The sequence below is a fragment of the Halobacillus sp. H74 genome, assembly GCF_052246715.1.
Lineage (GTDB): Bacteria > Bacillota > Bacilli > Bacillales > Halobacillaceae > Halobacillus > Halobacillus litoralis_A.
On record NZ_JBQQCI010000007.1, the window covers coordinates 41,457 to 65,272 of the forward strand.

Consider the following 23,816-nt stretch of genomic DNA (forward strand, 5'->3'; position numbering starts at 1 on the left):
AAATTCCTCGCCATCAAACTTGCCTCGCTCTCCAACACAGCTCTTCTTTTGTTAATAAACCTACTCGTTAGTCAGACGCTTGTTCATAGCTACTAAAAACCATGAAATATTACAATTTAAGATTAACATATTTATTCTATGAATCGATTCTATTTTCCAAAATCCAGCCATTTACCATTTAATTCTACACTTTCATTATTAAACGCTCAATACTACAATAAGGAGCTCCCGGCGATCGGGAACTCCTTAAAAAGCTATGAGAAGATATTTTACTGCATATAATTACTTGTTTCTCCTGTATGAGGGTTTACTAAATACCATCCTTTTGTTGCCGTATGATTATCAACTACATTGTAGACGTGAATCAGATATTTGCCGTCAACTACATTATCGTAGACAACGTTTGTGCTTTCTTCAACATCATAATTGTCCCTGACGATTGTTTCAGCCTCATCTTTACTTAAATGAGGTTCTGAAGCACCGGTTTCTCTTACTTTCACTTCATCTCCAGCTTGTAAATCATAAGGGTCGATTCCAGGGTTCAATTCATATAGTTCATCAAGCGTAACATTTGCATGAAGGTTGGCAATACTGTATAAAGTGGAACCTGGTGTTACGGTGTGATAAACCTCTCTTGAACTATCTTGTTCTGCATTTACTTTTAAATGGGAGCCCACTTCTAAATTGAACGGTTCTACATTCGGGTTCATTTCGTATAATTCATCAACCGTGACTCCTTCATATAGTTGAGAGATGCTCCAAAGCGTGTCTTCCGGTTTAACTTCAACGCTGCGATCCGATTGTGCTGAGACACTATCAGTTACTCCAAAGCTGACTCCTAAAGCTATTAGGGGCGCTAAATATTTTGTTGTTTTTTTCATCTTAACTCCTCCTTTATAATAGCTTCTACTATATGTGTCCCCGCATCATTCGGTAATTTAAACATAATATTATTAACATTTTGTAATCTATTTGAAAGATTCCGTTGAACTTTTGGATGAATTCATAAAGTATTCATCTGCTCAATACAACGAGGCTGTGATAAAAGCATTTTTCCACTGGAAAAGACTTTTCACATATAGAGGAACTGTTAAAGTTTGTTGTTGCTTCTCACAAATCGCTTGTCGGTGGATGCTTGCCGCGGGCACGGCCTCAGCCCCCCTCAGAAAGCAAAGGCCGCTTTCCGGGGGCTTTGCTTCGTGCTGTTCCCGCAAAGTTTACGTATGTTGCCTTCGCTCCATTTGATCCATTCCACCCTATTGTTCGTTTTTTTCAGAGGCAGTTAGTGTTTTGTCCCAGCCCCATTTTATTATGAATCAGTTAATTATCAGTTATATATAATTCGAATTGCTATGAATAATCTGGATCTAATTGACACGTGTTGCTTTTGCAGAAAACATTACGCTACAACTCGTGTTCCATCCAGACATTCGGTTCAATGTAATGGGCTTCATCAACTTCTTTGTCTACTTCCAAAGGTACTACCATCCTTTATAACATAGCTTCCGGAAGATAATAATTTCAAGCCCGTCCATTCTTCCCATACCTCAAGCTTTTTGTCACCGATATCTACCATTGTCTTGATATTAATCACCTCTGTATTTCATTTAATCTCAATTAGCTCCCAAAAATAGGTAGTCGCATCATTAGGTATAATTTATCCAATGAATATCGTTTAATAACGGATATTCATCGGATAAATTGCTGTCTGGTTTTTGTATAGACAAAATCGAATAAGAAAAGGTCTGATTCAATAATTGCTCCGCTTACGAGTCGACGAATATGTGTGGGTGCTAACATCATCCAGCACCTATATGAATATCATAGGTGAATAACAGGTATTTTTATTTTGGAAAGGAGCAACCGTATGATCCAGGTATCTGGAAGGCCTTTTCAACCTAGTGAATCATGGAAAACTGATAAAGTCGAGAATCTTATCATCGATTCTTTACAAAAGGCTCAAAACGTCTACTCTTATTCGTCAGAACGGGAACTTTTATTTGAAATTAAAGCCAGAAAAAACATCATCATAAGCGCGCAAGATATGGATGGTGGTAAAGCAGCCTTTGCCACTTTCAAAAATGCCCAGTGTAATTCTGATTATTGGATTTTGACTAAAGAAGGCGGATTTCTGTTGAAACGTCAAGTGAATCCGGCAGATGCGATTCTCGATATATTCAAAAATAGTGCCCTCTACAAGTTTGAATGCGCGACCGCCTGTGTGATCATTTTTTATCACGGTCTATTACAAACGATGGGCAGCACCTCTTTTAACACGCTTTTTCCCAACCTCTATTTATACAGTTGGCACTCAGATGACGATCTCGGGCTCCATTCTGTATTTGCGAATGATTATATCCCTGGGGATGTGGTCTATTTCAATAACCCTGAGGTGGACCCATCCATCCCATGGTTCAGAGGGATCAATGCTGTAGCTTTTGGGAATGATCGTTTTTTCGGACATGGGTTCAGTATCAGGACAAAGACGAAGATGATTGAGGGGCTGAATGATAAGCGAATAACAAATAGTCAGCAATCGGCCTATTTGACAAGCTTAATCACTAAACCTTCTTTCAATCAACCAGCAAGGTTCTTCAGCACACAAAGCAGCCGTGCTATTCATAAAACGACCCCATTCCTCGTCCATCACAATAAGACTTCTGTGTCCTACAAACATTACCTGTTTGAGCTGAGTTATAAATCGTAGCGTTGGAAACTCCTGATTTGTGTATTCGTGACACTTACCCATTTTTCAGGTTGACGGGCTCATCTTTGTACCAGGCGAGTACTATATAGTGACGAACACACAAAAACGAAAGGATGTTTTCAGATGGAAAATACAAATTCTCCTTATATGGGTGCTTATGCGAATGCTCCATATTCCATGGGCGCTAACGTGAATGCTCCTTATATGGGTGCAAACGCCCCGCACATGGCTTATGCTCCCGCATATAAATGCCCGCCACCCCGCAGAAACAATTTCATTTTGATTGTTGTGTTGTTTATCTTATTGATCATTGTCGGCTGCAGCGTACCAAAATGGTAATCGATTTATTATTTGGTGAATAGCATCTTGACGAATGAAGATGACAGCAAACCTTGCTGAATAAAGGTGTTCCGATTCACTCAATAGTAGCAAACAAAACTAATAACAGCTCCCTTTTCCGAAGGGGGCTGTTTTATGGTGAAAAGTTAAAGCAACCTTCCATAATGTGGACCGGCAAATTCAGGAATGAGAAAATTGCGACTATCCTTTTAGAATTTCCGCTGGTAGTCATTCTATATAGGTTCAAGGTGTTTACCCTATTATCTCTACTTAATCATAATTATTTATGGAGTATTCCCCTGCTTTTTAAATCGTCTTCTTGATAAATGAAATGGTGCTTTCGGTTTGTGCTTCAAAGATAATGGAAAGCAGGCATGAGCGAACTGGATCATAAATAACGCGGCATTCTAATATAATGAAGTGCAATAATCCCGATATGCTGGCATTTCCCCTCGAACAATCTGATTGTAAATTTGTTGGATCTTCAAAGTAACCGGTCCTATCTGCCCGGCCCCGATCACCCTTCGATCAATTTCCACGACTGGCTTAATTCCAATAGCCGTTCCTGTAAAAAACACTTCATCTGCCTCATATAATTCTACCCTTGCCATACTTTGTTCAATGACCGGTATGTTCATCTCTTTTTGTAATATCTGAGCGACTGTCCCCCTCGTAATGCCTGCCAGAATATCATCTGACATAGGAGGTGTAAGTACCTCTCCCCTTCGCACAATGAAAATATTCGCTGTAGCTGCTTCACTGACGTTGCCCTCTTTTGTTAAAAATACCGCTTCATCATAGCCACCCATTACAGCTTCATTGTTTGCCAACGCAGAATTCATGTAGCCTGCTGAAGGTTTTGCTTGTGGTGGAATCATATTACTTCCTATTCTAGTCCATGAGGAAATGCATACTTTCAAGAATGGCTTCGGTTCATATTCCGACAGATCCGTGTAGACAGCCAGATGATTAAATGAGCCGTTTAATTTAGGTCGTAATGTGTTTGACCCCTTAAAACAAATAGGTCGAATATAGACATCCTGTGTGACCTGATTTAGCAAAAGCAATTGTTTGGTGATATGGGACAGTTGCTCTACTGAGAAAGGAATGTTTATGAACAAACTTTTCCCAGAGTCATGAAACCTCTTCAAGTGCTCCTCTAGTCGAAAAATGAACAATTGCTTTTCCCGATCATTCCAAAAAGCTCGAATCCCTTCTATACAACCTAACCCATAATTCAGCCCTTTATTTTTCACACTGACACTTAAAGAACGCTCATCCACGAATCGATCTATATCGAACATATAAGCCATGGCATTCACACCTTTTTATAAGACTATATGCAGTAATGTTTATCTATACACTATGAATTTGAAAGTCCACTTAGAATTTGAAAATAAACCCGAAACCCCATTCACAATAAATGCTGGTAGAAATTAAATTTCCCCTATACTAGCTTTAAATTCGTTTGGATATCCAGATAAGGAAAACACCGGATGTGATTGCAAGCAATGAAACCAAGAGAAAAAATCCCCCAAGAAATATAGAGGGGATGAAATAACAAGTAGCGACAACTACTACAAACCAGCCAATTACAAAAGAAAAGCTGGATAATAAATCAGCAAAGTTCTTCAATAACTCCCTCTCCTAAAACTACAGTGCAATATTCAAGTCGTTTAATCGGCCATTCTCCAATTCGTTACTATTTTCCATCCGATATGCTCAACCATCACTGCTGTGACTCTATTTCCTTGAAATCCAAATTCGATATTCATCTCATTTTCTTTATCAAAGTACCCCATCATATGTAAACCACTTTCTTCTCTTTCATAGTAATTCCGGCCATATTCTTCGATTACTTTTTCTTTAGTATCTCCATCTTTGATTTCTCTGGTCGTTTGGTGATGACTATTGAAGTAATAGCGAAAAACGTGGCCTTCCATCAGGCCGAACTCAATACCATCGTAACTTAAATATTGTGACTTGGGGTTGGATATTTCTTCAATATTTTCGGGCTTTCCGAAAGTGGCAAGAATAGTGTCTTTATCTGAGTGTAATGAAATAGAATCGATCATTTCACTGGATAGGTCAATACTTTTTGTTTGTTGATAAAACTCCATCTTGTCCTTTGCTGTGGGATCACACCCTAATAGAACGATACATGAACTTAAGATCACTAATGCAGCTTTTATATGCCTTTTCAAAGTAATCCCCTCCTATGCTCAAACATTGCCCTTTAAATAATTTCAAAAAATCTGTTATACTAACAAACAAAATTTTACATATGAAAAGGAGATGAAAACTTTTGCCTAACCAGCCGATCGATCACCTGCAGCCTGTCCTGTTAATTTTAGCTGCCATTCTACTGCTCAATATTGTGTACCTCTTATTTCTAAAAAAGAAAATTTCCATTGGCGCTTTCATTATGATGAATACTGGTTTAGTCGTACTTGCCGGCGTCAATCTACTATTTAGCATCGGTACATTAGCCGATGAATTCAATCGCACAGGTGATTTTATATCTACATTACTGCTTATCATCATTTTTATTCTCGGAGTCATATCCGCGTTAATATGTATAAGGCATTTAAACAAATTGAAACAGTAGTCAGTTTTTCAGGAGGTGGATTCTTATTAAAGAGGTCCACCCTCAACAGTCTCAAAATCATTTAGAAACCTGTCTGGACTCCAGGTTCTTTATCAACCTGGCCACCCAGTATAAAACTATCCAGGGCAATATGAATTTCGTTATCCATTCAACTGCTCCCATTAAAATCCCCAATAGGATACTTACTATATAAAAGGGATTTATGCCAAAGTACGGCAGCGTGAAATAAAGCACAATGATAAATGTCAAGCCAATGAGAGCGTCCTTCCAGGATATTTTCCTCAACCTATTCCGCATTTTTCTTCACCTCTCAAGCACTATGTATTAACTTAAGTTACTGGTTGTGGGATCCAACCCATCTGTAATGGGATTGCAGCATCAAAGTCAAACTGCTAACTGAATTTATTTACCAACACAACATCAATAATTAATAATAATAAAAAGATGACTCCACAGCCATATATGTAACGTTTTTTCTCCTGACTCCACCATAGCGTTAAAAGCATTAGAGTAAAAATGATTATGGACACCTGGATTTTTTGAAGTTTGTCTTGTTTTTGAAATAGGCTCAGCGCTTCACTGGAACTCCCTTCAAAAGTATCCCTGCTAATTTCTTTGCCATACCAATTGTAATCAATGACTTGATGGTTGGAAGTCCCCTTCACAAACTCCAATTTTTTAAAACCTAATACTGGCAGGTCAATTGAAAAAGTGAAGAGAATACAACCTATTACAAAGATCGCAATTCGGGACACTGTCTTTTTTTTCAGAAAAACCCTCCTCCATTTCAACGTGACACCACCTATGCATTTTTTTTCATCAAGGAATCCCCCCTGTAAAAGGAAAAAATTACAATAAAATCATATCATAAAAAGTATAAAACCCATATAGTTTACAAGCTGCCCCACTTAATCACCCAAATACTAGAAAAAAAAACGGGAAAAGCTCAACGCTTTTCCCGTTTGTCTGTCATTGCTATTATTTAACGATGTGAATCGGTTGTCCGATTGCTACTTCAGCAGCTTCCATCGTAATTTCACCGAGTGTCGGGTGAGCATGGATAGTCAGAGCTAAGTCTTCAGCTGTCATCCCAGCTTCGATAGCTAAGCCAAGCTCAGCAATCATATCACTGGCATTCGGTCCTGCGATTTGAGCACCGATGACAAGATCGTCATCTTCACGCGTGATCAGTTTCAGGAAGCCTTCACTATCGTTAAGAGACAGCGCACGGCCGTTTGCACCGAATGGGAATTTAGAAGCTTTCACTTTGTATCCAGCGTCTTTTGCTTCTTGCTCTGTATATCCGACAGAAGCGAGTTCTGGATCAGAGAATACCACTGCAGGGATTCCAAGATAATCAATCTCAGACTTCTCACCGGAAATAGCTTCAGCAGCTATTTTACCTTCATAAGAAGCTTTGTGAGCAAGTGGCGGGCCATCGACGATATCACCGATTGCATAGATATTATCAATGCTTGTACGGCACTGTTTATCAATTTCGATGATTCCCTTATCGCTCATTTTAACTCCTACGTCTTCAAGACCGATCTCGTCTGTGTTCGGACGACGACCGACTGTTACTAATACGTAGTCAGCATCGATGGTTTTCTCTTCACCTTTGACTTCGTATTTGACCGTAACACCGTCTTTTGTTTCTTCTACACCTTGAGCCATTGCTTCGGTTACGACGTCAACGCCTTTTTTCTTCAAGCGCTTTTTGACAAGAGAAGACATTTGCTTCTCAAATCCGCCTAGAATATCTTTTGTTCCCTCAAGGATGGTTACTTCGGTATCGAAGTTTGCATAGGCAGTACCAAGTTCAGTACCGATGTATCCGCCACCGATGACTACCATCTTCTTAGGAATATCCTCTAAATTCAAAGCACCAGTAGAATCAAGAACACGATCAGAATATTTGAAGTTAGGGATTTCGATTGGACGAGAACCTGTAGCAATAATACAGTTATTGAACGTGTACGTTTGAGAGTTCTTTTCGTCCATGATACGGACAGTGTTTTTATCTACAAAGTAAACTTCGCCTTTTACAATATCCACTTTGTTACCTTTAAGAAGGCCTTCAACACCGCCAGTCAGTTTGTTGACAACGCCACTTTTCCACTCTTGTACTTTGGAAAAGTCGACAGTTGTATTTTCAGACTTGATCCCCATATCATCAGAACCTTTGGCATGTTCAAAACGGTGACCGGCTTGAATCAATGCTTTAGATGGTACACAACCAACGTTCAAGCATACGCCGCCCAAATTGCCTTTGTCGACGATTGTTACATTTTGACCAGATTGAGCAGCACGGATGGCAGCTACATAACCGCCAGGACCCGCACCGACAACCAACGTATCTAATTCAATTGGAAAATCTCCTACTACCATACTTTACGCCTCCATCATGATTAGTTGTGGATCGTTCAGTAAACGCTTGATGTTATTCATTGCGTGCTGAGCTGTCGCACCATCGATGATACGGTGGTCGAAGCTCAAGGAAATCGCAAGAACTGGAGCAACAACTACTTCGCCATCACGGACGATCGGCTTATCAGCGATACGGCCGATTCCAAGGATTGCAACTTCCGGGTGGTTGATGACTGGTGTAAACCATTGTCCACCGGCAGATCCGATATTTGTAATTGTAGTGGAAGCACCTTTCATTTCTTCAGATGAAAGTTTACCGTCACGAGCTTTCACAGCTAGTTCGTTGATTTCGCTTGAGATAGAGAATACGGACTTGCGGTCTGCATCTTTTACGACTGGGACCATGAGTCCTTTCTCCGTATCTGCTGCGATACCAATATTATAATAGTGTTTCTGAATAATTTCATCCGTATTGTCGTCAATTGACGTATTTAGGACTGGATATTTCTTCAGTGTAGAAACAAGAGACTTCACGACATATGGAAGATACGTCAGCTTGATCTCCTGCTCAGCTGCGACTGACTTGAACTTCTTACGGTGAGCTACAAGCTCAGAGACATCTACCTCATCCATTAGAGTTACGTGAGGAGCTGTATGCTTGGAGTTAACCATAGCTTTGGAAATCGCTTTACGGATTCCGCTCATTTTCTCGCGTGTTTCTGGATAGGCTTCTCCAGCAGCAGGTGCTGCTTGTTGAGTTGAAGTTTCTGCACTTTCTTCTTGCTGTTGATCAGCAGACCCTTCTGATGCTGCTTCTGCTTGTCCGCCGTCCATGAAGCTTTCCACGTCTTCTTTAAGAACACGGCCGTTTTTGCCGGATCCTTGAACTTTGCGGATGTCTACTTCATTATCACGAGCAAATTTGCGTACAGAAGGCATCGCCACGACACGCTTGTCTTCATCAACATCGCTATCGTCTGAAGATGCAGCTGGTTGATCAGATACACTATCTTCTTTTTCTTCTTTGCTTTCTTCTTTTGGTGCCTCTTTTTCTTCTTCTTTCGGCTCCTCTTCTTCTTCAGAAGAACCAGTATCTTCAGAACCATCATCAATTGTAATGATGACTGTTCCTACAGTAGTTGTTTCGCCTTCGTCTACATGGATTTCTTTGACAGTTCCATCTACTTGAGAAGGGATCTCAACGACAGCTTTATCATTTTGCACTTCACAAAGGACATCATCTTCTTTGATTTCATCGCCAGGTTTTACGAACCATTTTGCGATTTCACCTTCGTGGATACCTTCACCGATATCAGGCAGCTTAAATTCAAATGCCACGGTTATTACCTCCTATGATTAGGGATGATTAAAAGTTCATAACGTCGTTGACTTTTTCAACGATCGTATTGTGATTCGGCAACCAAACCTCTTCAGCTTGAGTGAATGCATAGACTGTATCTGGTGCTGTTACACGCAATACAGGTGCTTCAAGATGAAGGATGGCTTTTTCTTGAATTTCGGAAACAACATTCGCAGCGATTCCTGCTTGTTTTTGCGCTTCTTGAACTACAACAGCGCGGTTTGTCTTCTTGACAGACTCAAGGATTGTTTCATAGTCGACAGGGCTTACAGTACGAAGATCGATGACTTCAGCACTTACGCCGTCTTTTTCAAGTTCTTCCGCAGCTTTAAGGCAAGAGTGCACCATAGCGCCGTACGCAACCAATGTAACATCATTACCTTCACGCTTTACGGCAGCTTTGTCTAGTTCTACTGTATATTCCTCTTCAGGCACTTCGTCACGGAATGAACGGTAAAGTTTCATGTGCTCAAGGAAAACGACTGGGTCGTTATTACGGATGGAAGAGATCAAAAGACCTTTCGCATCATATGGGTTTGATGGAATGACCACACGGAGACCAGGCTGCTGAGCCATTAGCCCTTCAAGGCTGTCTGCGTGGAGTTCAGGTGTGTGGACACCGCCGCCGAAAGGAGAACGAATCGTAATCGGCATTTGACGTGTACCACCAGAACGATAGCGATAACGTGCCATTTGTCCACTGATCGCGTCCATTGTTTCATATACGAAACCAAAGAACTGGATTTCAGGTACAGGACGGAAACCTGTAAGGGCAAGCCCGATGGACATCCCGCCGATTCCTGATTCAGCTAGTGGTGTATCGAAAACGCGTTCTTCACCGAATTCATCTTGAAGACCTTCAGTAGCACGGAAGACTCCGCCGTTTTGACCAACGTCTTCACCGAAAACCAGCACGTTTTCATCATTTTTAAGTTCTGTGCGCATCGCGTCTGTGATGGCTTGGATCATTGTCATTTGTGCCATGATTTACTTCGACTCCTTTTCCTTGTATTCTTCCAATTGCTCTTTCAGGTTAGATGGAAGTTCATCATGCATGATACCGATCAAGTCAGCAACTGATTGTTTATCAGTACCGTCAGCTTCTTTGACTGCTGCTTTGATTTCTTCCTTCGTCTTTTCAATCAATTCGTTTTCTTCTTCTTCTGACCATAGACCTTTCGCTTCAAGGAATTTACGGAAACGAACGATCGGATCTTTTTTCTCCCACTCATTATCTTCGTCTTCTGTACGGTAACGAGTCGGATCATCTCCGGCCATTGTGTGTGGACCATAACGGTAAGTCAATGTCTCGATCAACGTCGGACCTTCACCGTTCACAGCACGTTCACGCGCATCTTTCGTAGCTGCGTAAACTGCAAGTACGTCCATACCATCCACCTGAATGCCTTCGATACCTGCAGCAACTGCTTTTTGGGCAATTGTTTGAGCAGCCGATTGCTTCTCAACAGGTACAGAAATTGCGAAACGGTTATTTTGAACAACGAAAATTGCTTGAGCACCGAAAGCACCTGCAAAGTTGATTCCTTCATAGAAATCCCCTTGGGAGGCGCCGCCGTCACCAGTGTAAGTGATGGCTACAGCATTTTCGCCGCGTTTTTTATATCCAAGACCGACACCGGCTGTTTGGGTGATTTGTGCTCCGATGATGATCTGTGGGCTTACGGCGTTAACTCCTTCAGGCATTTGGTTTCCTTTGTAATGTCCACGGGAAAACAGGAATGCCTGGTAAAGTGGAAGACCGTGCCAGATCAACTGTGGTACATCGCGGTAACCTGGAAGAATGAAGTCTTCTTTCTCAAGTGCAAATTGGCTTCCCAACTGGGACGCTTCCTGTCCAGCCGTCGGCGCATAGAAACCAAGACGTCCTTGACGGTTAAGTGCGATGGAACGCTGGTCCAGAATACGCGTATAAACCATACGACGCATTATTTCTTTTAAATCATCATCTGATAAGTCAGGCATGAAATCATCATTTACGATTTCGCCTTCTTCATTAAGGATTTGAAACGTTTCGAACTGATTTTCAATGTTCTCAAGAGTTCGTTTCAAAATATTTCACCCTTTCCTTCGAATTTTAAAATGGATGCTGTGAGTAGCTTTCCCAATTATGAAAAAAAACTGTACCGATTTTCTCTTTACGTTTTACCCTGTACATAACTTTATTAATCATGCATAGAAGCTGAACATAACTGTTACATTCATGAAGCAAGATTCAATGGTACAATGTCAATCCATTATGTAGTTTAGCTCAATTCGTCATTGTTCGTCAATCACTTCGCATATATAATCTCCATACATACTTAGAGTATAAACGCTGCACTCAGAAAATGGCTCATTCTGTCAATGGAAAGCCTAAGACTGTACCACCCTGAAAATTGTCCCTGTATTAATACTACGATTTTTCATCCATAGAAGCAAATGATTAAACTCGGTTTGAAGACTTGTCTAAAATGAGCAACCTGTTTAATAATTAAGAAGAAAAATTTGAAGATTGAAGCCATTAAAATACAATCACACAGAAGTCCTTTTCAGAGACAAGCTGTTCTAGTACGAGCAATGGATGCCAGAGATAGAAAACTGTTAGCGCTTTAAGCACCACATGAAAGCATAAGCCATGTCAGAGCACAAAAAAACCGCTGAATAAGTCAGCGGTTCTTCCAGTTATTCTTCAGAAGAAGCGTCCGTACCGTCTTCTCCGTCTTTTTCTTCGTCATTTGTTTCTTTCTCCCCGGACTCCTCGTAAGTGACATCCAGTTCTAATGCCTCATAAAGCTCTTTTTTCAATGTATTGTATTTCTCAGTATGTTCATTGAATGTTTTATTCATTTCAATGACCTTGTTATAGCTTTGATTGATTTCTTCAATCTGACCTTGCAGCTGTTCTTCCGTCAAGTCTTCTTGCTGCATCATTTCATAAAGCTCAGCATCGAGTGTAAGTGCTTCATCATATGAACTATAGAGATCTTGATAAGCTTCGTAGCGCTTGTTCATCGTATCGATCAATTCCTTGGCTTTATCTTTTGCATCTGTTTGTTCTTCATCCAGATCTTCTACTAGAGGCTCGATTTTATCGAATTCTTCCTTTGCAGAGTCTATACTTTCTTTTTCAAGCTCAAGCTTTTCCCGGCGCTCTTCTACGATCGCGGCCGCTTGTTGAGATTTCTCTTTAATCTCTTCGAATTGGTCCATGTTCAGATCGATGATTTGTTCATAAAGTTTCTGTTCTTCTTTCTCCAGCTCAACCATAGGTTGCTGCTGCTCCCTGAAAGCTTCTTCCAAAGTAACGGCTTTTTCTAGGTGATCATACATCTCTTCTTTAGCTGACTGGCCTGTACATCCAGATAAAATAAAGACCGCAGCAGCAAGAAGTGCCATGAGCATACGTACTTGCACAACTTTTCCCCCTCGTATTACATGAAACATCATTGTAATCTTGTCATATCTACAATAGTATAATAAATGAAAATAAATTGGAAGTGCCTTTTTCACAAATGTTACCATTAACATACTCATTAAGGTTGACTTCACTTTTATAAGAAATCGTTGGAGAGTTTCTGCTTAGAAAGGATGTTGTTGATGATCACAATGGACGATATTGTTCGTGAGGGTCACCCCGCTTTAAGAAAAGTAACGGAAGAGGTTTCTCTGCCTGCTTCTGAGGGGGAAAAAGAGACTTTAGAAGCTATGCTTCAATATTTGAAAAACAGTCAAGATGATCAGGTATGTGACCGTTACGGCTTGCGTCCTGGAGTGGGCTTAGCTGCACCGCAGATCAACGTAAACAAACGTATGCTTGCGGTTCATTTTACAGATTTGAAAGATAAACTTTATAGCTACGGTCTGTTCAACCCACGCATTGTCAGTCATTCGGTTGAACGTACTTACCTTTCAACAGGCGAAGGTTGTTTATCAGTTGATCGTGAAGTACCTGGCTATGTGCCGAGATATAGACGGATTACTGTGAAGGCGACTGACCTGGAGGGAAATGAAGTGAAGCTGCGTCTGAGAGATTATGCCGCCATCGTTTTCCAACATGAAATCGATCACTTGCACGGTGTCATGTTCTACGATCATATCGATCAAGATAATCCGTTCAAAGAACCAGAAAACGCAATCCCAGCAGATCGCTGAATTAGAACAAAAGCGCACGCGCCTTGATCAGCCTCGATAAGCTTAAGAACATTACTCCTGTGAAGCGATCTTTCTTTACAGGAGTAATGGGCTTAAGACCTCGAGAGGCTAGGCGCTGGAGCTGGATGAAACAAAAGCGCAAGCACCTTGGTCACCCCCGACAAGCTTAAGCGTATCCGTATAACGAAGCGATCTTCCTTCATTAAGTACGGCCTTGAGAATAAGAAGAAGTTGGGAAAACGATAACTGCCACTGGAAAAAACGAACAATAGAATTGAATGGATCAAATGGAGCGCAGGCAAAATACGTAGTATCCTGCAGGAACAGCACGTGCGAAGCCCCTGGAAGAAAGCGGTGTTTCCGATGCGGCGTATGCATTTATTGCTTCATAAAGAAATCCCGAACGAAATTTCGTTCGGGTTTTCTAGTGGGAAAATTCTTATATCCTAGCCTCTTTTTTTTCCATCATTTCAATAAACCGAGTTCGTAAATCGCATGGACAAGTCCACCTTCTCCGACATCTGTCGACACAAAGTCACTGACTGCTTTTGTTTCAGGGACAGCGTTCCCCATAGCAACACCTGTGCCAGCTTCACGGATCATTTCGATATCATTTAAACCATCACCAAAAGCATAAGTATCTTCCAGATTAAGTCCGGATGCTTCTATCATTTTCTTTATGCCTTCCGCTTTCGAGCCACCTTTTGGCAGAACATCACAGGAGACAGGGTGCCAGCGGATATAATCGAACGCATCATAAGTTGTCCGGTACTCCTCGATTTCATCCCCTTCACAAAACAGCAGCGATTGATAAATGTTTCTTCCTTTAAAGAAAGACGCATCTTCAGTCGGGTGTTCAATGTATAATGTGCCGAGGCTTTTTGTGATATGAGAATGATTCAGTGTAGATGCCTTCATTTCTTCATGATTCATAAAAACCATTGGATGGTCGTTTTCTTCTGCATGTTGGTGAAGTTTTTCTAAATCAGGTTCTGAAAGAGGGTTAGTATAGACTTCCTCTCCTTCAAATACCACATACTGACCATTGAAACTAACGAAGGAATCGATTCCAAGCTCTTCTCTCAGTTCTTTGTACATAAATGGGGCCCGTCCTGTTGCGATGGCACAATAGACACCTTCGTTTTGTAAGTCCTTGATGGCTTTTTTTGTCTTTACCGAAAGTTTCTTATCATGATCAAGCAAGGTTCCATCAATGTCGAAAAAGGCGATTTTTTTGTTCATTCTACATATCCTCCTAAATTTGCTGCCATAAATATTTTGTATTTATATTAGTATGGTCCATTCTTTGGCTATACTGTAGCATGAGTGGATAGGTTTGAGAAGAAAAACACACGATAATGACAAAATATAATATGTAAATGTTTCATTCTTCCACAAACCGTATTATACTAGAAGTAACAGGGATTGGGCGGTTTAACGTTTTTGGCGCATTTCTTCATCAAAGAAAGGGGATAGATGCAAATGATGAAGCGTCTACGAAGAAAGCTTAGAAAACGTTGGAAAGATTTCATGGAACGAAAAACATACGCGTAAATCATTACTCCAAGGTGCAGCGAACACCTTCGGAACACTACTATCATTACCATACATGAAATAAACGTGCTATGATGATGAAAGGACAAGAATGTGGAAATAATATCTAGTTAGGAGCGATAGAACAATGATATTCAAAGTATTATATCAGGAACTGTCGAAAGAAGTTCCTGTCCGCGAACGTACAGACAGTATGTATGTAGAAGCGGAAACAGAGAGAAAAGTTCGAGAAAAATTAAAAAATAAAGGATTCAATATCGAATATATACAGGTGCTTGATGAGGATCACCTGGCATATGAAAAGCAATCCGAAGATTTCGCTGTGGAGAATCTCTAATCGATGAAATTCGTAAAAAATGACCAAACAGCCGTATTCGCCCTCGGCGGACTCGGAGAAATTGGTAAAAACACTTATGGTGTACAATTCCAAGACGAAATCATCCTCATTGATGCAGGTATTAAATTCCCGGAAGATGAACTGCTCGGTATCGATTATGTCATTCCGGATTATACCTATTTAGTACAAAACCAAGATAAAATCAAAGGGCTTTTCATCACCCATGGTCACGAAGACCACATCGGTGGAATCCCTTACTTGTTACGTGAAATCAACATCCCTATTTACGCTGGCAAATTAGCGATTGGCCTGCTGCGTAATAAGCTGGATGAACATGGTCTTTTACGGAATGCAAAGTTGAACACGATCCAAGAGGATGATGTCATCAAGTTCCGTAAAACCTCTGTGTCTTTCTTCCGTACAACGCACAGTATTCCTGATTCATACGGAGTCGTCGTTAAGACTCCTCCAGGCAACGTTGTGCATACCGGAGACTTCAAATTTGATTTCACCCCTGTCGGAGAACCCGCTGACTTAGCTAAAATGGCTGAGATCGGTAGAGAAGGTGTTCTCGCCCTGTTATCAGATAGTACCAATAGTGAAGTGCCTGGTTTTACAAAATCAGAGCGTGTAGTTGGTCAAAGTATTCATGACATTTTCTCGCGTATGGAGGGACGTTTGATTTTCGCTACGTTCGCATCAAACATCCACCGTTTGCAACAGGCTGTAGAAGCTGCAGTTAAAAACAATCGAAAAATCGCTGTATTTGGCCGTAGTATGGAATCTTCCATCAGAATCGGTCAAGAACTTGGATATATCCGTGCCCCTAAGGATACATTCATTGAACCACAACAGATCAACAAGTTGCCGGCTAATGAAGTCGCTATTCTCTGTACGGGTTCTCAAGGTGAGCCGATGGCTGCCCTTTCTCGTATAGCAAATGGGACGCACCGCCAAATTCAAGTACAGCCTGGCGACACTGTCGTGTTCTCTTCTTCCCCAATCCCTGGAAACACGATTAGTGTCAGCAGAACTATCAATAAACTTTACCGTGCCGGAGCAGATGTCATCCACGGTCCATTGAATGATATCCATACATCTGGTCACGGCAGCCGCGAAGAGATGAAGCTTATGCTCAGCTTGATGAAGCCGAAGTACTTCATGCCTATTCATGGTGAATACCGTATGCTTAAAGAGCATGAGAAATTAAGCTATGATTGTGGAGTTGAACCGGATAACTGCTTTGTCATGGATAACGGTGATGTACTTGCTCTCGGTAAAGAAGAAGCGATGGTTGCTGGAAAAATCCCATCCGGAGCCGTCTATGTCGATGGCAGCGGAATCGGTGATATCGGAAACATCGTTTTACGTGACCGCCGCATTCTTTCTGAGGAAGGTCTCGTGATTGTCGTGGTCAGTATCAACATGAAGGAATTCAGAATAGCTTCTGGACCGGACATTATCTCACGTGGATTCGTTTATATGAGAGAATCCGAAGACTTGATCAAAGAAGCGCAGAAATTGGTCAGTTCCCATGTTGAAAAAGTCATGGAACGCCGTACTACTCAATGGTCAGAGATTAAAAACGAAATTACGGACACAATTGCACCGTTCTTATTTGAAAAGACGAAGCGTCGTCCGATGATTTTACCTATCATTATGGAAGTATGATTAAAAAAAGCCCCGCTGGCAGACGCCAGCGGGGCTTTTTTTTATCTCAATCGTTGAATTGATTTTTTCATGTCAGGCAAGTCAAGAGATCCTGATTCAAAGAAGTTTTTCACGATATATTTTGAAAAATTAACAGCCGATTGATAATCGATTTTACCTGGTAGAGGGGCTTGATCCTCAATAGCCACATCGATGATTACCGGTTTGTTTGAAACAAAAGCCTGTTTCATCTTTGGCGCAAGTTCTTCATACGATTCTATACGGTACCCTTCTCCACCGCACGCTTCTGCGAACTTGGAAAAATCCACTTCTCCTAAATTCGTTGCGTAATTCAAGTGACCCATTTGTTCTTGCTCGTATTTGATCATACCGATTTTACTATTATTCAGTACAATCATTTTAATAGGCAAATCATATTTAACAGCTGTGACAAAGTCATGCATCACCATGGAGAAACCTCCATCTCCGGATACGCCGATCACCTGTTTTTCTGGATAGGCTTTCTTGGCAGCAATCGCGCCAGGAAGTCCGCTTCCCATGGTCGCAAGCCAGCCGGACAATACAAACTTCTGATTGACTAGATGTAAAAAGCGTGCCAGCCATACCGTTACATTTCCTACGTCTCCGGAAATGACCGCTCCGGGTTCCATGTGCTTCTCAAGCTCATACATAACCTGAGGAGCGTGAAGAGGGTCCTCGGTTGAACGTTTCTCCTCCTGGATAGCAATTCTCCAATCATTCATTTTTTCCTGGTAATATTCAAGGTAAGACCGCTTCTCTACAGGGCTAATGAGTTCAGACAATGCTTGCAGTGTTTCTTTGCTGTCTCCTGCCAGGCCTAGTTTGATGGGGTAGTACTTGCCGAGGTTATCCGGCTTATTATCAATTTGAATCGCAGGTACATCCTCTGGCAAAAAGTCACGATAAGGAAATTGTGTCCCTATCAGAATCAATAGATCTGTCTCTTTCATCGCATGATAGGCAGGTTTCGTTCCTATCTGACCAAGTTGCCCCAGACAATATGGGTGGTTATCAGGAATCATTCCTTTGCCAAGCAAACTTAGAATGATTGGTGCTTTAATCTTCTCAGCAAAATCTATCAATTCGTTCTGTGCATCTTTCGTCCCTTGTCCTGCCAGAATGATCGGTTTTTCAGCTTTTTCAATAAGACTGCGTGCCTCTTTCAAATGAGCTGGTTTAGGGATCATTTCCGGCTTATAATGATCTCCCGACGTGAGCATTACTTCACTGCTCTGTTTTTTGGCGAACAAATCATCAGGCACGATCAAGACGGAAACACCTTTATTCGTATAGGCTTCTTTAATTGCTTGGTTCAGCAAATCCGGGAGCTGCTCTTCTGTAGCTGCGCGTTTATTGAATACGGCGACATCGTCGAACATACGCTCCAGATTAATCTCCTGGAACGCTCCTGTTCCGACTTCCTCACTTTGGACTTGGCCAACAAGGGCTAGAACAGGCGCTTTATCTGCTTTCGCATCATAAAGACCATTCAGCAGGTGTACTGCGCCAGGCCCTGCAATTGACAGAGTGACGCCGAGTTTACCAGTTAACTTTGCATAGGCTGAAGCAGCCAATGCTCCTGTTTCTTCATGTCGGACCTGCATGAAAGAAATCTCTTCCTGTCTTTTTCTCAAGTCATCGATCAGTTCATTGATTGAATCTCCAGGCATTCCGTAAATGTGGTCGACGCCCCAATCGATCAATTGTTGTGTCAGGACTTCTCCGGTTCGCTTTTCAAACATGTATGCTCATCCTTTCGGTATCTCCTAGTATGATTAAAGGTCTATAACTTTTCTTATTTCCTTTCCCACACCTCTTTAAACAAAACGAGCGGAACTTTAATTGTTTATTCTTAATTAGTATTGATGATTGTAGAAATATTATTTTCCTGAACCCTCTCAGGTTCAATCCAATATCCGAAGAAAAAAAGAAGGCTAGGCAACGAAAATGGCTTTGGTGATGGGCGTGAAGGAAAACCCTTTATCCGGTTATTTGAATAATTCTTATACAAACAAAAAAACCTACCCAGACAGGTAAGTTAATAAGGAGGAGATCGTTATATCATTCTTTGGAATGTGCATTTTTACTTTCTTCCACCTCTAAGGCAAGTATTTCTTCTCCTAGCTGTTCCACCTTATTTTCCAATGCTGTCATGAATACGATTTTAGAATCTAACTCTTCCTCATACTCAAAAGTTTGACCGAGAAGTTTCTTTATTTCCTGATCTAAAAGGCTCAGAATGTCACCAGATCCGGACTCTTCACCAGAGCCTTCTTCTGGAAATACGCCTAATATTTTATCATTTTGCTTTTTGAGTTGTTCATTTGCTTGCTTCAGATCATTGATCAGCCCAGCTTTTTCGTCCAGCTTTACATTTAAGTCTTTTTGCTGATTTTCATACTTCTGCCTTTCTTTTGCCCAGTCTTTCGCTTGTTCTTGATGGTTACGTTTTGCATCTTTCCATTCTTCTTTTTGATTTTTCAGTTGGTCATACGCTTGTTTCAACTCATTAAGCTTTTTGTCCCTTTGGCTCAGTTTTTCAGTCCACTCGTTTTTGTTCTTTTCATATGTTCTTTTTTCCTCATCCCACGTTTTGGCTTTTTGTTGAAAAGTGAGTTCTTTCTCTTTCCAATCCTCTTGAGCTTCGCGTAGGAATGATTTTTGTTCTTTCAATTCTACTTCCGCTTCTGACAACAGGTTTCCTAAACGCTTCACTTGATGATAATAGCTTTGGGAATCAACTGAAAGTGTCTCATTCTTATCTTCGAGCACATATATTTCTTCAGTCAAATGCTTCAGATGGTTCTCTTGCTCTTCGTTTTTAGCTTTTACTTCTATGATTACTCCATCTGTTTCTTCCAAACGTTTTTTTAGATTTTGTGATATTGCTTCATATTCTTCAATGCGTGAGCAATAATCATCTTCTGCTTTTTCAAAGTGCTGTTTTTGCTGGTGAAACTCTTCTTTTCTTTTTTCAAGTTCGTCTTCTTGTTTTTTCAGGCGGTATTGCAAACTTGATGCTTCCTTTTGCAAGTCAACTACTCGTTGGGAGGTCTCTTTATAATCCTCCTGGAACCGATTCGCCTTTTCTTTCCAAAGTTCTGTTTCCTGAACCTGTTTTTCCTGCAGTCGTTTCACATTTGATAATTGCTGTTCGAGGCCTTGCATTCGTTTGTTGGCCTCTTGTATTGATACATTGCGATCCCTTTTCAACTCTTCTTGCTCTTCGATCAGGTCTGCGTTTTCTTTCTTCAACTTTTCGAGCAAAGCATAATGGTAATTTTCCTGATAATCCTTCACCTTTTCTTTATATTTTGCCAATTCAGATTTGAAATGAATGATTTTTTGTTGCAATAAAACTGTATCTTTTTCCATTTGCAAACCTCCTTGTGAAATGAGCTTTTCACTTATAAACCCCAACGGTTATATATATATGAACGTAGGCGCGACGAATGAACCCTCTACTTTAATAGATCTCTGATTTCTTTAAGAGCTTTTTCGTTTTCTTTCATAAGTTCTTCCCACTCTCTGCTTGTTCCATTGCTTGATGAATGAACTTCACAGGACGGAGGGTTTTTATTCATCATCAACATCATCAATAACATTTGGATGGTTTGATCATCGAGAAACACAAAACTTTGATTTTTTCTGTCTGCACTACCCACTTTTGCTTCCTGCAACTGTCCATTCATCCAATCTTTGAGCCACTTTTTTAATAATAGCTGAAGTTCCCGATCATCCATCTGACTCCCCCTCCTGAATGATGTTGGTACCACTTATATTAATTTGATTCAGCGCCGGTGTTCCATTTTTATTTTCTTCTCCATAGGTATAACCCAACAAACTCCCGGAATATTTCTGATCTGCGGACCACTTGAGTTGAAAATTGGGAAAAGAAAGAGTCTCATTTGGTTCTATTTGTGCTGTACTTGAAGGCTGCAACCAAAACTCTTCCTTATCGGTATGTTCATTCATTCGCTCCCAGGCGCCTTGCATTTTCATTTTTTGGAGCGAATCCTTATACACATATTTACCTGAAAAGTGAAAAGGTGCTTCCGAGGAAATTTTCAAACATATATAAGGAGACGGAAAAGGCTGATCTCCTATGTTGTGAACATGATAACTCCCGAGCACCATGCTATCCATCTTGGGGTCATGAGAAAAATGGATCGCATATGTAAAATAACTAATGAGCTTCCACCCTTCAGTCTGCTTTAACTTGGAAATCAACTGTTTGATTTCATCGAAATACTGATCATTCTTCTTTTTCCATAACAAGATTTCCTGGGATGAATCCATTATTTCACCTCCGAAGTATCTAATGCGCAAGCGCCCTGAAAGACACGAAACGCATAAGCAAAACGGCCGGTGGAAGGTGCTCTCCCTTCCACCGGACGGGTTGCTTATGTCGCGAGTGGCTGGGCGCTGGAGCTGGATGGATCTAATGCGCAAGAGCCTTGGTCACCCCCGACAAGCTTAAGACAAGACTCGCCGTGACGTACTTTGTCACAGAGAGGATTGACTTAAGACCTCGAGGGGGTAGGCGCTGGAGCTGGATGGATCTTACGCGCAAGCGCCTCAAAAAATTCCTGGACAACAAAAAAAGAGAGGACATAATCCTCTCTTTTAACATATGCGATGAAATTACCCGTTAGTACCGTCGTCTCCGTTAGGGAACAACACTGGGCATTGTGGTGGCATCATAGGAGCAGGGCATGGTGGGATAGGAAGCTGATCTCTTGGCTCACAGAAGTCAGCTACGATTTCAAGTGTTACGTCGAATGTAGATTGAATGCTCTGGCACAATCTTACTGATACAGTGACATCGTCTAATGTGTCTGTTTCTGTACCATTTTCTTCACAAGTAAAGTTACAGATGAAGCAATCCAAATCCGTGTAAGTGACATCCACATCTGTTCCTTCTGGTGCACATAACAGGACTTGCTCACAACGTGTGAAGTCTACCTCACCAACTTCAACGAGTCCTCCCCCTAGTTCTGGTACCAGTTCGACAAATACTGTTACCGTAAAGTTTTTACGGATATTAACAAGTTGGAGCGTCAACATTGTTCCATCGATAACAAGCTCCTGGTTCACTCGGCCGACGATTTCAATCGGGTCTACTTCCGCTGGTTCTACTGTACATGAAACATTGACAATGTCATCACACTCAATAGGATCTCCAGTCGGTCCAAGTGGAAGATCGAAATCACCTAGAGTCAAATCAAATGACGCTTCATTGATGATCCAATCATAAACTTTTTCTGTGTTGATACATAGGAGCTCTTGGCCCCCTGTTAAATTTTTTGCTTGCATGATTTGCAAACACCTCCGAATAAGATTTTTTCTTTCATTCGTAGCATATGAACAAATGTACAGTTGGGTCTAGTACTATCGCTGATATTTGATATTTTTTTGCATTTTGTGCGAACACCTATATTAGATTCATAAGAACGAAACTTGGTGACTGTCCCCTTGAAGAAACATCTAATAAATACGATGTTCAAGCATAGAATGATAAGTAAAAGAAAAGAACGGAAAATACGCTTTTAAGCAAGGTTTCGATATTCTGCACATTTGTCACGTATTGGTGAATTATCAATAGTATATTAATGTGCTGAAAAAGGGTGATGAGTGATGGACCGATACAGATTGTACAGCACGGATGAAATGCAAACATTAAAGGAGAAATTACGCCTTTATAAAGAAATTTTGTATTTCATGAAATCAGGCAGTGTCACAGACGACTACCTTCTTACAAAAATGGAATCGAATGATTTCAAGTTTAATTTAGAAGGAGTAATGAATAAAATGGAAGATTATAATTACGAAGCAGGGGAAAAAACAAAGCTGCTCTCTGCTCAGCTTCAATCTGTAAATGAAACGGTGAATGTATTGAAGAAAGACCTAGAAAACATTAAAGACAAGATGGATCGCCTGCAAATCCACGACTTAATGGAAAAAATGAATCGTGTCATCGATACTCAACAGAATTCAGTAAAACAAGAAACAACCTCTGAGGTCGATCGCCTAAAAGATGAAATTACCTATTTAAAGGGCCAAATACAATCAACCCCTCAACAAACTATGCCAGAAACCCCTGTTCCTGTTCAGGAAAGCAGGCAGTCTCCTGCAAAGACATCGGAATACCGTAAATTGCAAAATATGCTCCAATCATCCCGTTCCTACACTTCAGCAAGGAATGACCATTACCCACCAATGAGCAACAGGCAGGATAGTAATCAATCGTCTTATTATCAAAACCAACAAGCTGCTAATCAAACCTCTTTTCCTAACCAGAGTATGAACGATGGAAAAAGGAAGAAATACAACAATCCGCAAATGGATATGAACAAAAATACGATCATTCGAAAAAAAAACGCTGAAGAATCCGCCCAGTCAATAACAGATGGTGACAACACAGAAGAAAATAAACTCCAATTCCATTATCTAATAAAGAAAGCATTGGAAAATGGACCTATGTTGCAGAAGACCGAGGAGCAGGAAAATCTTTCAAAAGATTCAGCAGAGCCAACCGAGAAGATCGAAGAGAAGAAAAAGGAAAAGCAGGAACAGCATTCTATAAAAGAAGAAAACCATCCATCGATGACAAATGACAAGGAAAATAAAGAACCAGGTAAAAAGATGGAACTCTCCTCATTATTTTCGATCTTCCAGAAACGGAATTGATGGAGAAATG

At 40.9% G+C, this 23,816-nt stretch carries 22 protein-coding genes; 7 read left to right on the plus strand and 15 right to left on the minus strand.

What is annotated here, in order from left to right; translation table 11 throughout:
- Positions 1 to 269: 269 nt before the first annotated feature.
- Positions 270 to 881, minus strand: coding sequence for a LysM peptidoglycan-binding domain-containing protein (locus ACTWPX_RS15885; RefSeq protein WP_443120577.1), 612 nt, complete (start codon positions 879 to 881; stop codon positions 270 to 272).
- A gap of 986 nt (positions 882 to 1,867) precedes the next feature.
- Between ACTWPX_RS15885 and ACTWPX_RS15890 the strand changes: the two genes are divergently transcribed.
- Together ACTWPX_RS15890 and ACTWPX_RS15895 are read left to right on the plus strand one after the other, a co-directional pair.
- Complete coding sequence (locus ACTWPX_RS15890; protein ID WP_443120578.1) at positions 1,868 to 2,707, plus strand: protein-glutamine gamma-glutamyltransferase; 840 nt, start codon at positions 1,868 to 1,870, stop codon at positions 2,705 to 2,707.
- 123 nt (positions 2,708 to 2,830) lie between these two features.
- Entirely contained in the window at positions 2,831 to 3,046 is a 216-nt protein-coding gene (locus ACTWPX_RS15895; RefSeq protein WP_443120579.1) for a YjcZ family sporulation protein, read from the plus strand.
- A gap of 407 nt (positions 3,047 to 3,453) precedes the next feature.
- Here ACTWPX_RS15895 and ACTWPX_RS15900 read toward each other — a convergent pair whose 3' ends face one another.
- A complete protein-coding gene (locus tag ACTWPX_RS15900; protein WP_443120580.1) occupies positions 3,454 to 4,359 on the minus strand; it encodes a branched-chain amino acid transaminase in 906 nt (301 codons plus the stop codon).
- 363 nt (positions 4,360 to 4,722) lie between these two features.
- The gene (locus tag ACTWPX_RS15905; RefSeq protein WP_443120581.1) at positions 4,723 to 5,250 is read right to left on the minus strand and encodes a hypothetical protein; all 528 of its coding nucleotides are present in this window, start codon (positions 5,248 to 5,250) and stop codon (positions 4,723 to 4,725) included.
- A gap of 101 nt (positions 5,251 to 5,351) precedes the next feature.
- On the opposite strand from ACTWPX_RS15905, the gene ACTWPX_RS15910 reads away from it, so the two are divergent.
- The gene (locus tag ACTWPX_RS15910; protein WP_443120582.1) at positions 5,352 to 5,654 is read left to right on the plus strand and encodes a hypothetical protein; all 303 of its coding nucleotides are present in this window, start codon (positions 5,352 to 5,354) and stop codon (positions 5,652 to 5,654) included.
- Positions 5,655 to 6,046: 392 nt separating this feature from the next.
- Here the strand turns inward: ACTWPX_RS15910 and ACTWPX_RS15915 are convergent, their stop codons facing one another.
- From ACTWPX_RS15915 to ACTWPX_RS15940, 6 genes are all read right to left on the minus strand, one after another.
- Positions 6,047 to 6,445: a hypothetical protein gene (locus ACTWPX_RS15915; RefSeq protein WP_443120583.1), complete on the minus strand. Its 399-nt coding sequence runs from the start codon at positions 6,443 to 6,445 to the stop codon at positions 6,047 to 6,049.
- A gap of 187 nt (positions 6,446 to 6,632) precedes the next feature.
- Positions 6,633 to 8,042: a dihydrolipoyl dehydrogenase gene (gene lpdA, locus ACTWPX_RS15920; protein WP_128522927.1), complete on the minus strand. Its 1,410-nt coding sequence runs from the start codon at positions 8,040 to 8,042 to the stop codon at positions 6,633 to 6,635.
- A 3-nt stretch (positions 8,043 to 8,045) separates the two neighbouring features.
- Complete coding sequence (locus ACTWPX_RS15925; protein ID WP_443120584.1) at positions 8,046 to 9,359, minus strand: dihydrolipoamide acetyltransferase family protein; 1,314 nt, start codon at positions 9,357 to 9,359, stop codon at positions 8,046 to 8,048.
- A gap of 28 nt (positions 9,360 to 9,387) precedes the next feature.
- Positions 9,388 to 10,365 (minus strand): alpha-ketoacid dehydrogenase subunit beta, encoded by a 978-nt coding sequence (locus ACTWPX_RS15930; protein ID WP_443120585.1) that lies wholly within the window; start codon positions 10,363 to 10,365, stop codon positions 9,388 to 9,390.
- A 3-nt stretch (positions 10,366 to 10,368) separates the two neighbouring features.
- The gene (pdhA, locus tag ACTWPX_RS15935) at positions 10,369 to 11,451 is read right to left on the minus strand and encodes a pyruvate dehydrogenase (acetyl-transferring) E1 component subunit alpha (protein WP_443120586.1); all 1,083 of its coding nucleotides are present in this window, start codon (positions 11,449 to 11,451) and stop codon (positions 10,369 to 10,371) included.
- A gap of 612 nt (positions 11,452 to 12,063) precedes the next feature.
- Entirely contained in the window at positions 12,064 to 12,795 is a 732-nt protein-coding gene (locus ACTWPX_RS15940) for a YkyA family protein (RefSeq protein ID WP_443120587.1), read from the minus strand.
- Positions 12,796 to 12,978: 183 nt separating this feature from the next.
- Between ACTWPX_RS15940 and def the strand changes: the two genes are divergently transcribed.
- Entirely contained in the window at positions 12,979 to 13,533 is a 555-nt protein-coding gene (gene def, locus ACTWPX_RS15945) for a peptide deformylase (RefSeq protein ID WP_443120588.1), read from the plus strand.
- A 465-nt stretch (positions 13,534 to 13,998) separates the two neighbouring features.
- On the opposite strand, the gene ACTWPX_RS15950 is transcribed toward def, so the two are convergent.
- Positions 13,999 to 14,775: a Cof-type HAD-IIB family hydrolase gene (locus ACTWPX_RS15950; protein WP_443120589.1), complete on the minus strand. Its 777-nt coding sequence runs from the start codon at positions 14,773 to 14,775 to the stop codon at positions 13,999 to 14,001.
- Positions 14,776 to 15,214: 439 nt separating this feature from the next.
- Between ACTWPX_RS15950 and ACTWPX_RS15955 the strand changes: the two genes are divergently transcribed.
- Together ACTWPX_RS15955 and rnjA are read left to right on the plus strand one after the other, a co-directional pair.
- On the plus strand, positions 15,215 to 15,424 hold the full coding sequence (locus ACTWPX_RS15955; protein WP_128522934.1) for a DNA-dependent RNA polymerase subunit epsilon: 210 nt from the start codon (positions 15,215 to 15,217) through the stop codon (positions 15,422 to 15,424).
- Positions 15,425 to 15,427: 3 nt separating this feature from the next.
- Positions 15,428 to 17,095, plus strand: a complete 1,668-nt coding sequence (gene rnjA / locus ACTWPX_RS15960; RefSeq protein WP_128522935.1) for a ribonuclease J1 — start codon at positions 15,428 to 15,430, stop codon at positions 17,093 to 17,095.
- Positions 17,096 to 17,136: 41 nt separating this feature from the next.
- Here rnjA and ACTWPX_RS15965 read toward each other — a convergent pair whose 3' ends face one another.
- From ACTWPX_RS15965 to ACTWPX_RS15985, 5 genes are all read right to left on the minus strand, one after another.
- Positions 17,137 to 18,858, minus strand: a complete 1,722-nt coding sequence (locus tag ACTWPX_RS15965; protein WP_443120590.1) for a pyruvate oxidase — start codon at positions 18,856 to 18,858, stop codon at positions 17,137 to 17,139.
- A 319-nt stretch (positions 18,859 to 19,177) separates the two neighbouring features.
- Positions 19,178 to 20,491, minus strand: coding sequence for a hypothetical protein (locus ACTWPX_RS15970; RefSeq protein WP_443120591.1), 1,314 nt, complete (start codon positions 20,489 to 20,491; stop codon positions 19,178 to 19,180).
- Positions 20,492 to 20,577: 86 nt separating this feature from the next.
- Positions 20,578 to 20,859 carry a hypothetical protein gene (locus ACTWPX_RS15975; protein ID WP_443120592.1) on the minus strand — a complete coding sequence of 94 codons (282 nt, stop codon included), beginning with the start codon at positions 20,857 to 20,859 and terminating at the stop codon, positions 20,578 to 20,580.
- The gene (locus ACTWPX_RS15980; protein ID WP_443120593.1) at positions 20,852 to 21,415 is read right to left on the minus strand and encodes a hypothetical protein; all 564 of its coding nucleotides are present in this window, start codon (positions 21,413 to 21,415) and stop codon (positions 20,852 to 20,854) included. Before ACTWPX_RS15980 ends, ACTWPX_RS15975 begins: the two co-directional genes overlap by 8 nt.
- Before the next feature lie 345 nt (positions 21,416 to 21,760).
- Entirely contained in the window at positions 21,761 to 22,432 is a 672-nt protein-coding gene (locus ACTWPX_RS15985) for a hypothetical protein (RefSeq protein ID WP_443120594.1), read from the minus strand.
- Between the two features lie 321 nt (positions 22,433 to 22,753).
- Between ACTWPX_RS15985 and ACTWPX_RS15990 the strand changes: the two genes are divergently transcribed.
- On the plus strand, positions 22,754 to 23,806 hold the full coding sequence (locus ACTWPX_RS15990; protein WP_443120595.1) for a hypothetical protein: 1,053 nt from the start codon (positions 22,754 to 22,756) through the stop codon (positions 23,804 to 23,806).
- Positions 23,807 to 23,816: the final 10 nt, after the last annotated feature.

Bases quoted from the DNA above. Each gene is read 5' to 3' on its own strand.
- ACTWPX_RS15885 (WP_443120577.1), bottom strand. From the start codon at position 881: ATGAAAAAAACAACAAAATATTTAGCGCCCCTAATAGCTTTAGGAGTC.
- ACTWPX_RS15890 (WP_443120578.1), top strand. From the start codon at position 1,868: ATGATCCAGGTATCTGGAAGGCCTTTTCAACCTAGTGAATCATGGAAA.
- ACTWPX_RS15895 (WP_443120579.1), top strand. From the start codon at position 2,831: ATGGAAAATACAAATTCTCCTTATATGGGTGCTTATGCGAATGCTCCA.
- ACTWPX_RS15900 (WP_443120580.1), bottom strand. From the start codon at position 4,359: ATGGCTTATATGTTCGATATAGATCGATTCGTGGATGAGCGTTCTTTA.
- lpdA (WP_128522927.1), bottom strand. From the start codon at position 8,042: ATGGTAGTAGGAGATTTTCCAATTGAATTAGATACGTTGGTTGTCGGT.
- ACTWPX_RS15930 (WP_443120585.1), bottom strand. From the start codon at position 10,365: ATGGCACAAATGACAATGATCCAAGCCATCACAGACGCGATGCGCACA.
- def (WP_443120588.1), top strand. From the start codon at position 12,979: ATGATCACAATGGACGATATTGTTCGTGAGGGTCACCCCGCTTTAAGA.
- ACTWPX_RS15950 (WP_443120589.1), bottom strand. From the start codon at position 14,775: ATGAACAAAAAAATCGCCTTTTTCGACATTGATGGAACCTTGCTTGAT.
- ACTWPX_RS15955 (WP_128522934.1), top strand. From the start codon at position 15,215: ATGATATTCAAAGTATTATATCAGGAACTGTCGAAAGAAGTTCCTGTC.
- rnjA (WP_128522935.1), top strand. From the start codon at position 15,428: ATGAAATTCGTAAAAAATGACCAAACAGCCGTATTCGCCCTCGGCGGA.
- ACTWPX_RS15965 (WP_443120590.1), bottom strand. From the start codon at position 18,858: ATGTTTGAAAAGCGAACCGGAGAAGTCCTGACACAACAATTGATCGAT.
- ACTWPX_RS15970 (WP_443120591.1), bottom strand. From the start codon at position 20,491: ATGGAAAAAGATACAGTTTTATTGCAACAAAAAATCATTCATTTCAAA.
- ACTWPX_RS15975 (WP_443120592.1), bottom strand. From the start codon at position 20,859: ATGGATGATCGGGAACTTCAGCTATTATTAAAAAAGTGGCTCAAAGAT.
- ACTWPX_RS15980 (WP_443120593.1), bottom strand. From the start codon at position 21,415: ATGGATTCATCCCAGGAAATCTTGTTATGGAAAAAGAAGAATGATCAG.
- ACTWPX_RS15985 (WP_443120594.1), bottom strand. From the start codon at position 22,432: ATGCAAGCAAAAAATTTAACAGGGGGCCAAGAGCTCCTATGTATCAAC.
- ACTWPX_RS15990 (WP_443120595.1), top strand. From the start codon at position 22,754: ATGGACCGATACAGATTGTACAGCACGGATGAAATGCAAACATTAAAG.